At 37.8% G+C, this 12,878-nt stretch carries 9 protein-coding genes; 4 read left to right on the top strand and 5 right to left on the bottom strand.

Annotation, left to right across the window (positions count from 1 at the left end):
• Positions 1-1,005: 1,005 nt before the first annotated feature.
• From gltA to ASC84_RS20835, 3 genes are all read left to right on the top strand, one after another.
• Positions 1,006-2,280, top strand: coding sequence for a citrate synthase (gene gltA / locus ASC84_RS20845; protein ID WP_004717293.1), 1,275 nt, complete (start codon positions 1,006-1,008; stop codon positions 2,278-2,280).
• A 263-nt stretch (positions 2,281-2,543) separates the two neighbouring features.
• Complete coding sequence (locus ASC84_RS20840) at positions 2,544-4,112, top strand: peptide MFS transporter (protein WP_056518118.1); 1,569 nt, start codon at positions 2,544-2,546, stop codon at positions 4,110-4,112.
• Positions 4,109-5,911: an aminopeptidase P family protein gene (locus ASC84_RS20835; RefSeq protein WP_056518116.1), complete on the top strand. Its 1,803-nt coding sequence runs from the start codon at positions 4,109-4,111 to the stop codon at positions 5,909-5,911. Before ASC84_RS20840 ends, ASC84_RS20835 begins: the two co-directional genes overlap by 4 nt.
• Before the next feature lie 131 nt (positions 5,912-6,042).
• Here the strand turns inward: ASC84_RS20835 and ASC84_RS20830 are convergent, their stop codons facing one another.
• Positions 6,043-6,711 carry a YARHG domain-containing protein gene (locus ASC84_RS20830; RefSeq protein WP_034612492.1) on the bottom strand — a complete coding sequence of 223 codons (669 nt, stop codon included), beginning with the start codon at positions 6,709-6,711 and terminating at the stop codon, positions 6,043-6,045.
• A 206-nt stretch (positions 6,712-6,917) separates the two neighbouring features.
• On the opposite strand from ASC84_RS20830, the gene ASC84_RS20825 reads away from it, so the two are divergent.
• Positions 6,918-7,607: a DUF2306 domain-containing protein gene (locus ASC84_RS20825; protein WP_056518114.1), complete on the top strand. Its 690-nt coding sequence runs from the start codon at positions 6,918-6,920 to the stop codon at positions 7,605-7,607.
• A gap of 38 nt (positions 7,608-7,645) precedes the next feature.
• Here the strand turns inward: ASC84_RS20825 and ASC84_RS20820 are convergent, their stop codons facing one another.
• The 4 genes from ASC84_RS20820 to ASC84_RS20805 form a co-directional block, all read right to left on the bottom strand.
• Positions 7,646-9,172, bottom strand: a complete 1,527-nt coding sequence (locus tag ASC84_RS20820) for an NAD(P)/FAD-dependent oxidoreductase (protein WP_056518211.1) — start codon at positions 9,170-9,172, stop codon at positions 7,646-7,648.
• A 293-nt stretch (positions 9,173-9,465) separates the two neighbouring features.
• On the bottom strand, positions 9,466-10,311 hold the full coding sequence (locus ASC84_RS20815) for an SDR family oxidoreductase (RefSeq protein WP_034612488.1): 846 nt from the start codon (positions 10,309-10,311) through the stop codon (positions 9,466-9,468).
• A gap of 28 nt (positions 10,312-10,339) precedes the next feature.
• Positions 10,340-11,293, bottom strand: coding sequence for a metal-dependent hydrolase (locus ASC84_RS20810; RefSeq protein WP_004717305.1), 954 nt, complete (start codon positions 11,291-11,293; stop codon positions 10,340-10,342).
• A 377-nt stretch (positions 11,294-11,670) separates the two neighbouring features.
• The gene (locus ASC84_RS20805) at positions 11,671-12,627 is read right to left on the bottom strand and encodes a metal-dependent hydrolase (RefSeq protein ID WP_034612484.1); all 957 of its coding nucleotides are present in this window, start codon (positions 12,625-12,627) and stop codon (positions 11,671-11,673) included.
• Positions 12,628-12,878 lie beyond the last annotated feature (251 nt).

Here is a 12,878-nt window from a genome sequence, read left to right as displayed (position 1 = left end):
ACAAATTTAATTGCCTGAACTTTAAACGACACTGAATTATAAAACGTGCACTGTCAAAATACAAACCATCGAAATTGGCTTTTTCTTTAAAAATCACTCAAATAAGAATCATTTACACCCATTTGAAAAATAAAGCAGATCCCCCACCTCTGTTTTTCAAGGCTATCTCGTTATTTTTTATGACATTTAAACATATTACTTTTACACATAATTACGACTTATATTATTTTTATAAATTTAGACTAAAGCACAACATTACGGACAAAATCGTCCTGTGGTTAATTTCTCCCTGCTGTTTTATTTTTCATCAGCTGGTTAAGCTTTAGTAGATACCCAACATGTTATTTTTAAATAGTCCTTTATTCCTATTTTAAATGGGTGCCATTTAATTCAGTGATTTGACTGAAAGCTTTATAATAAGAAAGAAAGACTTAGTTTGTGAATAATTCATAATTTAGCTGCAAGATTTTATGGTATTTGATTATTCCTAAGGCAACTAAATGCCTATTTTTATACTGATTCGATTATTTTTTATCCTTTAAAAGCTTCAATAAAAACTATTTTTTAATCAATTAAGCATTAAAATGAAAATAAATATTTCATCAACTCATTTGGATGTTTTTCACACAAAAATAATGGCAAAAGCTATGTAAGTCGTGAAATTCAGATGGTTTTAAAACAGCAACAATGCATTTCGCAACTTACAAAAGCCACAAAATATTGGTCAAAAATGCCATTTCCTGTCTAGCAATCACAATTATTTTTCTGCACCTTCTTTAGAATTTACCTTATTATACTGACCGACTCTGAAATTTAATGATCAATCTTACTGGTTAAAGTTAGACTAACTACTGATGAAAACATTGTTTTTTCATCCATAAGTATAATTGACAAAATTTCAGTACTCACTAAGCTAAATAGCAATTTTTGATCCGTCTGACTTGTACATTACAAGATGACTCAGCAAGTTAGATAAAATATCCACCAGGACAGGAGATCTATTGAATGTCTGCAGCAACTGGCAAGAAAGCCGTTCTAGAGCTTGATGGCAAAAAAATTGAATTACCAATTTACAGCGGCACATTGGGCCCAGATGTAATCGACGTTAAGGATGTGTTGGCTTCAGGTCACTTTACTTTTGATCCTGGTTTTATGGCGACAGCTTCTTGCGAGTCTAAAATCACTTTCATTGATGGTGATAAAGGCGTTCTTTTACACCGTGGTTATCCGATTGCTCAACTTGCAACTCAAGCTTCTTACTTAGAAACTTGCTATTTATTGTTAAGCGGTGAGCTTCCAACTGCTGAACAAAAAACAGACTTCGAAAACAAAGTCCGCAACCACACAATGGTTCACGATCAAGTTAGCCGATTCTTCAATGGTTTCCGTCGTGATGCTCATCCTATGGCGGTTATGTGTGGTGTAGTGGGTGCATTATCTGCGTTCTATCACAACGGTTTTGACGTTGAAAACGTAGACCACCGTGAAATCACTGCAGTTCGTTTAGTTGCTAAAATTCCTACTTTAGCTGCTTGGACTTACAAATATACAATCGGTCAACCGTTCGTATATCCACGTAACGATTTAAGCTATGCTGAAAACTTCTTGTACATGATGTTTGCTACTCCAGCAGATCGTGATTACAAAGTTAACCCTATTCTTGCTAAAGCAATGGATCGTATCTTTACGCTTCATGCTGACCATGAACAAAATGCATCAACGTCTACAGTACGTTTAGCTGGTTCTACAGGCGCTAACCCTTATGCATGTATCGCTGCGGGTATTGCTGCACTTTGGGGACCTGCGCATGGTGGTGCAAACGAAGCTGTTCTTAAGATGCTCGATGAAATCGGCTCTGTAGAAAATGTTGCACCGTTCATGGAAAAAGTAAAAACTAAAGAAGTTAAACTTATGGGCTTCGGTCACCGAGTTTATAAAAACTTCGATCCACGTGCAAAAGTAATGAAAGAGACTTGTGACGAAGTGTTAAGTGCACTTGGTATCAATGATCCACAACTTGCGCTTGCAATGGAACTTGAACGTATTGCATTAAGCGATCCGTACTTCATCGAACGTAAACTTTATCCTAACGTAGACTTCTATTCAGGTATCATCCTTAAAGCGATTGGTATCCCAACAGAAATGTTTACGGTAATCTTTGCGCTTGCACGTACAGTTGGTTGGATCAGCCACTGGTTAGAAATGCACAGCGGTCCGTACAAAATCGGTCGTCCGCGTCAGCTTTATACTGGCGAAACTCAACGCGATATCAAACGTTAATTCGTTATGCGTTCAGATCGAACAAGAGACCACCCTTTGGGGTGGTTTTTTTATTACATATTCATACCAACTGGTATAATCCATTCATTTTAAAATTCATTTAAAATCAAAATATAATAATGCCAATATAAGCATAGAAAACTGAAATTTATATTTTTACTATAAAACTTACAAATCACTACTTTAAAAAACACCCAACAAATAACTTTATTTTATATATTGTTTAAAATTTTTTTATTAATACATTTTCAAAGGACTTGAAGATGCCTCAACATTTATCCAAACAAGTGCACGACCCAGATCAAGCTTTTTTTGGTCACCCTAAACCATTAAAAGGTTTATTTTTTACCGAGCTTTGGGAACGTTTTTCCTATTATGGTATTCGCCCTTTATTAATCCTCTATATGGCGGCTTTAGTTGCTGATGGCGGTCTCGGTTTAGATCGCCCAACAGCATCAGCAATTGTCGGCTTATTTGCAGGCAGTATGTATTTAATGACCGTATTGGGTGGATGGGTTGCTGACAATTATCTCGGTCAGGAGCGCGCTGTGTGGTACGGTTCACTGATCATCGCACTCGGACATTTATCCATTGCATTGGCAGCTTTATTTGGACATTTCTTTTTTTATTTTGGTTTAGTTTTGATTGTGATCGGTTCTGGTTTATTTAAAACCTGTATTTCCGTCATTGTTGGCACTTTATATCAGGCTCAAGATTCACGGCGTGATGCAGGATTTTCCATTTTTTATATGGGAATTAATCTAGGCTCGTTGATTGCCCCACTATTGACTGGTTTATTGGTTAAAGAACATGGTTGGCACTGGGGATTCGGAATCGGTGGCGTTGGAATGTTAATCGCCTTACTGATTTTTAAGTTAATAACTGTGCCTCAATTAAAACAATTTAATCATGTGCAAGGCAATGAAAATAACTGGGCTCGTCCTGTACATTACAATCCTAAAGCACCCCAAATGATCATAGGTTTTATTGCAGTTGTTGGCTTGATTATCGGTCTAGTTTCTCTTGGCATAATTACCATCAATCCAATTCAGATCGCCACATATTTCACAATCACAATCTGTATTTGTATTGCCTTATATTTCAGCTATCTACTGTTCTTTGCTGGTTTGAATAATACTGAGAAAAAACAAATCATCATCTGTTTTATTTTACTCATCACCGCTGCACTTTTCTGGTCAGCATTTGAACAAAAGCCAACATCTTTCAATCTTTTCGCCCAAGACTTTACAGATCGCCAATTCTTTGGCTTTGAAATACCCGCAGTTTGGTTTCAATCGATTAACCCGCTTTTCATTATTATTTTCGCACCGATCATCGCATGGCTTTGGGTTAAATTAGGCAAACAAAATCGTGATCCTAGCTATATCACCAAATTCATTATTGCTTTACTCCTCGCTGCGGGTGGTTTCCTCGTGATGAGCATTGCCAGTTACTTGATCACCCAAAATGGTGGAACTGTTTCTGCATTGTGGATCGCATCAAGCCTCCTGCTTTTAACACTAGGTGAATTATGTTTAAGCCCTGTTGGTCTTTCAACCATGACTAAACTTGCTCCGACCATCATTCGTGGACAAGTGATGGGGCTTTGGTTTACAGCATCTGCTTTAGGAAACTTGATGGCAGGATTAATTGGTGGTCATGTTTCTATCCATGAAGTTGACCAATTACCCTTGCTATTTGTGCGATGTGTCATCGCTTTACTTCTTGGCGCACTCGTTCTATGGTTAATGAGAAAACCGATTCGTAAATTACTCAATCAAACATCGACCCCCTCTCAAAAATCTCTTGATATGCAATTGGAAAAAGTATGAACGCTTTGTCACCTGCCAACAAATTAGAAAACCTTCGTACAATTATGAAGAAATATCAGCAGGATGCTTTTATCGCCATGAGTGCAGATCCACATATGTCAGAGTATCTACCTGATTATTGGAAAATACGTCAATGGCTAACAGGCTTTACAGGTTCAGTCGGCACAATTGTAGTTACTCAAAACTTCGCAGGTTTATGGGTAGATGGTCGATATTGGGTACAAGCTGAACAGCAACTGGAAAATACAGGTTACGTTTTACAAAAGCAGACACCTGATCCTGCTTCAACACATTTGGCTTGGCTTTCACAACATTTAGCCAAAGATGCAAAAATCTCTGTCAATGGAAATACCATTTCAACTCAACAATACAGCGCATTATCAGCGCTTGCGATAGAACACAATTTCGTCATTCAAACAGACTTAGATTTAATTGATCAAATTTGGACTGAACGCCCAGCACTGCCCCTACAACCCATTTGGCAAATGGCAGATGATTTAAATGCGCAAACACGCCTAGAAAAAATAACTGCGATCCGTCACAAACTTATTCAGAAAAAAGCAACGGGGCATTTTATTTCTGCACTCGATGATATTGCTTGGATTTTGAATTGTAGGGGGCGTGATGTTGAATATAATCCCGTGTTCTTAGCACACTTATATATTGACCATTCTCGAACTGTGCTTTTTATTGATGATGCAAAACTTTCAACTGAAATGCAGCAAAGATTTGCTTTGGATAACATTGAAATCTTAGCTTATAACGCAAGCATCAAGTTTTTGCTCGAACTTAAACAACAAAATATTTTAATTGATCCTGCTAAAGTCTCAATTTCATCTGCACAGGCCATTGAGCAGCAAAGTCATTTAATCCAAGACATTAATCCAAGCAGTTTATTTAAATCACGTAAACATCCTTCAGAAATTGCACATGTGCGCAGTGCAATGACCAAAGATGGTGTTGCCCTATGTCATTTCTTTCATTGGCTAGATAACGCATTGGCTGATAAAGAATCAATCAATGAACTCACCATCGACGAAAAAATTTCAGGCTTTCGCGCACAACAAGCAGGTTTTATTGGATTAAGCTTCTCGACAATTGCAGGCTTTAATGCCAACGGCGCATTACCCCACTATCGTGCCACCGAAGAAAGCTTTAGCGAGATTAGTGGTGATGGTTTGCTTCTGATTGATTCAGGCGCACAATATGATGAAGGAACCACAGACATTACCCGCGTTGTTCCCATAGGCACAGCAAGCACTGAACAAAAACGTGATTACACTTTGGTGTTAAAAAGCCATATTGCACTTGCTCAAACTGTTTTCCCTGAAGGCATTGCATCACCACTATTAGATGCAATTACCCGTCAAACGCTATGGAAATACGGATTAGATTATCGTCATGGTACAGGTCACGGTGTAGGCTATGCATTGAATGTACATGAAGGCCCCCAAGTGATTTCATATTATGCCCCAGTCACACCATCCACCAAGATGCGCGAAGGGATGATTACTTCCAATGAACCTGGTTTATATCATCAAGGCAAGTACGGCATTCGGATTGAGAATCTTGTCGTCAACAAAATTAAGCATTTTGAAGATACGACCTATGGTCAATTTTTGGAATTCGAAACACTAACATTGTGTCCGATTAACCTGACGTGTATCGTTTTAGACCTACTCAGTCATGATGAAAAAGCATGGTTGAATCAGTACCATCAAATTGTCAGAGAGCGATTAGCACCTCACTTAGAAGGTGATGTTTTAAACTGGCTAAATGAAAACACCCAAGCTATTTAACATTTTCCGTAAAATTTAAAAAGCTCAAAGTACCTGACTTTGAGCTTTTTAAAGCAAAAATAATGATATAAATCAAATTAAAATGCTTTTGCTTTAGCTATCATTTAAACCAGATATGATCAAAATATTGATCAACGACCCCATTCCATTTTCGCCATATACGGGCGAATTTTTTTAATACGCTGGATATTGGTCTTTTCAATCTGAGTTAATTGATTTTCAACATTGGTACTGCATGGCATATACCAATTATCGTTAGCAAATTGAGAGGCAATCTCTTTATTGGCAAATGAATAACCATGACGCGCATAAATTTCATTACGCATCCAGTCCAGTTCTTCAGGAGGAATTTGTAGATCCTCATCTTTTAATAAACGTTGTGATGCAACTGGATAATCACCGACATCTTTTTGATAGCGACACTGTTGCGGCTTTAAATCAAAATATTTTGGTTTAACCTTAGCCGTTGTAGATTCCCAACTAGATTCCAACACATTCGGCTGATTCTGTTTTACAGTAAACGTAAACACACCACTACTTGCTTTAGCACCGCTTTCTGTTGCGGTAATTTTATAGCCTTGTGAAGTTGTCTGTACTTTTCCTGAGAAATTTTGTTTATTTTTACCGAGAACACTATAGCCTTTGACCTGATTACGATCGATAGATTGGATGAAAACAGCAATTTTCTGCTCATCATATTTTCCAGACCAAGATTTTTGCAACTGTTGAATATCCAGTGCATAGCTATTCTGGAAACCAATCATTCCTAATCCGACGAGTGCGATTAAACTTTTATTCATTGTTATACCTATTTGTTATGAAGATATTGGATGCATTTTCACATTGATTTTAGATTAAATTGTTTGCTTTGTGATCTACTTTAAGATAAATAAATCAGGATTCTCTGTGGTTTATTTTAAAATCTATGCCATACCCAAACATAAATATGCTGTTTCAACCTATGTTCCACTATAATTTCTCAATCACCATTCCATTATAAGCAGTGATGAACAAAACAAAAACTAACTTGGCCTATTCAAGCTTGAGTCTAATTTCACTCGTGATCTACGCTTATTTATGCTATCTCATGGTGGCAATTTGTCTACAATATTTCCCATGGCAAACTGATCAGCATTTTCTATTGTTAAAGCAAGATGTAGTCAATACTCAACCTTGGCAGGCGGCTTTTAAAATCCATGTGATCAGCAGTAGTTTTGTACTCATCGCTGGATTTACACAGTTTTTCCGTGTCTTTCGCACGCGTTATCCCCGAATTCATCACTGGAGTGGTTGGCTCTACATCATCACCATTTTGGGGCTGTCTTTACCCAGTGGCTTAATTTTAGCTTTTTCAGCGGCTGGAGGATTATCCACACAAATCAGCTTTGTCTTATTAAGTTCACTCTGGGCGATCACCACCCTATCCGCTTTATACTTTTTATTGAAAAAGCGCTGGATTTTACATCGTGACTGGATGATCCGTAGTTTTGCACTAAGTCTTTCAGCGCTAAGCTTAAGGACATGGAAAATCGTGCTTTATGAGTTACAACCTTATTTTGATTGGTTAACCCCAATTCACATCTATCAGTTAGAATCTTGGTTAGGTTGGGTGGTCAATCTAATCCTAGCTGAAATCATTATTTTTGGATTACATCGTCGCACAAGACAAAAAAATAAAAGCCCTAAATCAATTTAGGGCTCTCATAAAAAGTGTTCAGCAATTGAACACTAAACTTATTTTTTACTCACACTATAATGGTTTAAATCTAGTTGTTTTAATTGGTTACGTAATTGTTGCAATGACCATGGCCATGCTGCAAAGTTACGACCATTTTCATCCAGATAATAAGACTTACACCCACCCGCATTAAATACAGTGGTTTTTAAATGTTTTTGCAGACGTTTATTATGCTGGGCAAGCACATCCGCTTTGATTTCAAAGCGAGTGAATTTTTGCTCACGCATTTTTAGCAAGCCATCAACAATATAGCCGACTTGTGCTTCCGCGATACCAATAAATGAATCATATACCAGAATGTTTGGACCGAGGACCAAAAACGCATTCGGTACATGTTCAATACTGGCACCCAAATATGCTTCAGGTGAACTATTTTTCCAACGCTCAGCAAGGACTTGACCATTGCTGTCATAAACTCGTTTACCAATTGGAGGATGTGAAACTTCAAAGCCTGTTCCCCAAATAATCACATCCACTTCATGACGTTCACCATTTGCTGCAACCACTGTATTTCCATCAATTTCAACCAAACCATGTGCAATCAGACTCACATTATCTTGTTGTAGAGCTGGATAATAATTGTTTGCAAACAATAAGCGCTTACATCCAATAGTAAAGTTCGGTGTTACTGCTTTACGCAAGGTTTCATCTTTAATTTGCAGTTTGAGTAATTGCTTACTCAGGAAATTCACGGGTTCCAATACTTTAGGATTACGCAATCCAAAGTTAATCCCATTTAAAATCTGTGCAATGCTATTACGCCAAGTTTGCTGAATGATTGGGAATCGAGAAATGATCCCTTTAACCGTTTCGTTTAACTCCATATCCGCCTTGGGTAGTACCCATGGTGCTGTACGCTGGAATACGATCAGCTGTTTCGCTAAAGGTTGTACTTGTGGGATAAACTGAATTGCAGACGCCCCTGTACCAATCACTGCAACACGCTTACCGGTTAAATCATAATCATGATTCCAACGTGCTGAATGGAACATTTCACCTTTAAAACTTTCAATTCCTTTTAATTTCGGCAAAGCAGGCTCAGTAATCGGTCCTGTCGTAAAGATCACTGTCTTGGCTTGATATTGACCTTTAGATGTTTCTAAGTGCCAAATATGTTGTGCTTCATCCCATTTGGCACTGATTAATTCATTATTAAATTCAATTTTCTCACCAAGGTCATATTTTTCCACCACCTCTTCTAAATAGCTTAGAATTTCTGGTTGCTTGGCAAATAAATGACTCCATTTATGGCTTGGTGAGAAAGAAAATGAATAAAGTGCTGAGGGTACATCACAACCGCAGCCTGGATAATTATTGTCGCGCCATGTTCCCCCCACACGACTGGCTTTTTCAAGTACCACATAATCGTTATAGCCTGCTTGATTCATTTTATAAGCAGCAGCAATCCCTGAAATACCCGCACCAACCACGATGGTGTCATAGATGTGCACAGCTTCTTTGTGCTGAGTCTTTGGCGCTTTTTCTTCAGCCGATTGTTCAAGCTTTTTAGATTGAGCGCTTATTTGTGTTTCAACTTTTACCTCAGGCTTATTTTTAGCTTTAGCTGGAGTTTGGACTTCAGCTTTAGGGTGATTTGCTTTCGCTGGCTTTGTAACAGTCTTTGCCTCAACTTGCTTCTCTACAGGCACTTTTTCTTTAAGCTGTTTTGCTTCAAGCGATTTGTCTTGTGCTGTATTCGATTGAGTCACCTGTTTAATGTCTTGAACTGTAGTTTGGGTTGAGTTTTGCTCTACGCTTTTCTCTTTAGGCAGTGTAGCTAAAGTTGTTTCTGTTGTCATCTTGATTTACTCGCAGCTTATTTGATGTATTTATTAAATAATGGATATCCGATACCCAGCGCTTTGGCATATAAGGTGGGTGATGCACGTTTTAATATCCAAAACAGTTTTGCATCTGGCTGAGGAATGGTGTACAGCTTGCCTGCATCCAAGTTATTTAAGGTTTTAATCACCACCTGATCACTGGTGGTAAATGCATGATTCATCAGTAAATCATCTGCTAAACCCGCATAATGACCAGGCAAACGACCATTTTTCATAATATTTGTAGGCACTAATGTTGGACACAGCACATTCACTCGAATGTTGTCACCGCGAAGCTCTGCTGAAAGGGTTTCTGACAATGCCAGCACACTAGATTTTGTTACGTTATAAGCAGTCATTTCGGGAGCTGCTGTATAGCCCGCAGCTGAAGCAACATTGATAATTGCCCCATAACCTTGTTGCTTAAACTGAGGAACAAAATAATGACAACCATGAATAACCCCCCAAAGGTTGACATGCATACACCATTGCCAATCGTCCAGTGAAACTTCATCAAACTTACCACCCAGCCCCACACCCGCATTATTAATGATCAGGCTTACAGGATGATTCATTAATTTTTCGGCTTGTTCTGAAAGTGCTTTTACTTGCTCTTTCACCCCCACATCACATTGCACAGCAAATGCTTTAGCTGAAGTTTGTGATTCAATCAAACTGACTGTTTCTTTGGCTGCATCCAGATTTATGTCAGCACAAACAATTGTTCCTCCGCGTTTTGCAAGTTCCATTGCAAAACTACGTCCAATGCCACTGCCTGCGCCAGTCACGACCGCATAAGCATTTTGGCTCGGCTTAACTTTTTTAGAAAAAATACCCATAAACTTTAAATCCATCTCTTTTAGGTTTTTATGAACGCAATGCAGGATAAAATTCTTTCGTCAAATATGGCGTAAGAAGACCTGTCTTTGGATTCAGCAGTTTCTCTTTGTAATAGTCCAAAAATTCAGATGTATCATGATCATTTGGATGAAAATCGGGACGAAGATAATCAAAAATATGTTTAAAGCTACTGCCGTAAACACCATCTTTTAAGCCAAAGATCAGGCGAAAATTATATGGAATCTCTTTCCAATAACGTAAGCTAATCAGGTTCTTAGGATTGCGATAAAAAGGAACTAAAAATGATGCAGCTGAAATCAGCACCAAAATCGTGATCAATGCGGGAAAGAATCCAGCAATACGTAATAAATAGTTATTGGATAATTCTTGAAACACATCGAAAGCAATATCCTTATGCTCTGATTCTTCAAGCATATGCCACATCCAGATTGCCCGTTGTTTTTCATCTTGCGAACGGAAGAACACTTCTTCATGATTCATCATGTATTCTGCAAGTACCGCAGTAAAATGTTCGATACCAGCCATCAACGACAATTTCATCGGTTGTGGAAGACGCTCAAACCCATATTCAAACGCCCAGCCAGCCCAAGTACGAAACAGCTTTACTGGCAAATCACGAATTAAATAAGCGTCATTTAACTCTTCATGCATTTTTGAATGAATCGCCTCTTGACCAATCAATGAAGTAACACGTTGCTTCAATAATGGATCAGTAATGAAATCACGATGATAACGAGCAGTATCAATCACAAGATCTTCACCACGAGTTAAGAAAATCGACAATGACGCAAAATATGCACTTGCCAATTCTGCATCCATATAAAATCGGTGATCTACTTGCGCTGGATCAAAATCAAACTTCATATGACGAATTGGAATAATCGGCGTTTGATTTTCCAGACTGAATGGTGCCGCAGCAAAAACTTTAGCAACGGCTTTCTTAATTGGCTTAGCGAACATAGCTGGTACTCTTTATTCATTTAATATGGCAATCCATTTCATCGTCTTTACGCTGATGAGCTACAGATCGCCTTTTGAGTAAAAACTCTACTTTGATGGCTAAAAATTACGACATGCTTTGTCAATTACCATTGGCACATGCATTCATTCGGTTTGCAAATTATGACAACCTTAGATAATTGTCAGACAATCACTTTTAAGAGTTGCCTCCACTGATAAAGAATGTCCCTTAAAAACAATTTTTATAAAGTGCTTGGTTAAAATCACAGCTTTTAAAAAAAAGCTTTTCCTTCAAAAATTGATGGAAAAGCTCAGTATCGATCTACAACATCGTTTTTATATTGAATAGAAAATTTGAATGCTAAGATTGAATAAAATTACATCCGTAAAGCAGGGGTAAACGCTTTAACAAAATAAGGGGTGAGTGTGCCTGTTTCAGGATCAAGTAATTCTTTTTTGAAATATTCTAAAAGCTCAGTTGTATCATGATCATTAGGATGAAAGTCTGGACGCAAATAATCAAAAATATGGCCTAAACTGCTACCAAAAACACCATTGTCTCGACTAAATAATAAATCCCAACTGCCCTTTGCCTCTTTCCAAAAACTTAGACTAAAGCTATTCATTGGACGTCGTAAAAATGGCAACATCAATGCGCCAGCACCTACGCCTAGACCCAAAGTAATCAACGCAATAAAGAATCCTGAAATTCGTAATGGATAATTTGCAGAAAGCACTTGATAAGTATCATAAGCAATATCTTTATGCTCAGACTCTTCCAGCATATGCCATAACCATAAAGCACGTGTTTTTTCATCAAGAGAATGATTAAAGATGTCTTGATGCGTCATGGCATATTGAGCAAAGACAGCGGTGAAATGCTCAATCCCAGCCATCATTGAAAGCTTTAAAGGTTGTGGGAATTTTAAAAAAGTATGATTAAAAACCTGTTCTGCTAAAAACCGATATAACTGTACAGGCAAATTATTTGGAATCATGGTTTCATTGTATTCTTCATGGACTTTTGAGTGAATTGCCTCTTGCCCAATCAAACTGGTTAGACGCTGTTTTAAAACAGGGTCTTGTATTTGATCACGATGATGTCGTGCGGTTTCGATCACCAACTCTTCACCATAGGTCAAAAAAATTGACAGTGCGGCAAAATAAGCAGTCGCCCACTCTTTTTGCATAAAAAATTTAACATCCAACTCATCCGGGCTAAATTTAAAATTGAAGTGACGAATCGGGATATTCGCAATCTGATCTTTTAAATTAGGCAATCGACTTGGAAAAGCTTTTGCAAACACTTTTTTGACAGGCTTAGCAAGTAACATATGAAGCACCTATTGTTTATTTAGGGATCAAGGATTTGACTGAAAACCAGTTCAAATTCACATTTCAAGTAAAAAAATCCTATTTATGTTGGAAAAGTAAGTCATCTGGATTCAAATACCACTGACATTTCAGGTCAATCCATTGGCAATTTATGACTATTCAATAAAGTGTCTGACAAATAAGGCCTGAGCTTGCCTCTACTGATAAATAATGACCTTTGCGGACAAGTCATCAGCTTTGGCTTAAATCA

The sequence above is a fragment of the Acinetobacter sp. Root1280 genome, from assembly GCF_001425285.1.
GTDB lineage: Bacteria > Pseudomonadota > Gammaproteobacteria > Pseudomonadales > Moraxellaceae > Acinetobacter > Acinetobacter guillouiae.
Note: the sequence above shows the minus strand (reverse complement) of the source record. Positions and strands in the feature narration are given on the sequence as shown.

Excerpts from the sequence above, each read along its gene's own strand:
- gltA (WP_004717293.1), top strand. The coding sequence starts at position 1,006 with ATGTCTGCAGCAACTGGCAAGAAAGCCGTTCTAGAGCTTGATGGCAAA.
- ASC84_RS20815 (WP_034612488.1), bottom strand. The coding sequence starts at position 10,311 with ATGGGTATTTTTTCTAAAAAAGTTAAGCCGAGCCAAAATGCTTATGCG.
- ASC84_RS20830 (WP_034612492.1), bottom strand. The coding sequence starts at position 6,711 with ATGAATAAAAGTTTAATCGCACTCGTCGGATTAGGAATGATTGGTTTC.
- ASC84_RS20840 (WP_056518118.1), top strand. The coding sequence starts at position 2,544 with ATGCCTCAACATTTATCCAAACAAGTGCACGACCCAGATCAAGCTTTT.
- ASC84_RS20805 (WP_034612484.1), bottom strand. The coding sequence starts at position 12,627 with ATGTTACTTGCTAAGCCTGTCAAAAAAGTGTTTGCAAAAGCTTTTCCA.
- ASC84_RS20825 (WP_056518114.1), top strand. The coding sequence starts at position 6,918 with ATGAACAAAACAAAAACTAACTTGGCCTATTCAAGCTTGAGTCTAATT.
- ASC84_RS20835 (WP_056518116.1), top strand. The coding sequence starts at position 4,109 with ATGAACGCTTTGTCACCTGCCAACAAATTAGAAAACCTTCGTACAATT.
- ASC84_RS20810 (WP_004717305.1), bottom strand. The coding sequence starts at position 11,293 with ATGTTCGCTAAGCCAATTAAGAAAGCCGTTGCTAAAGTTTTTGCTGCG.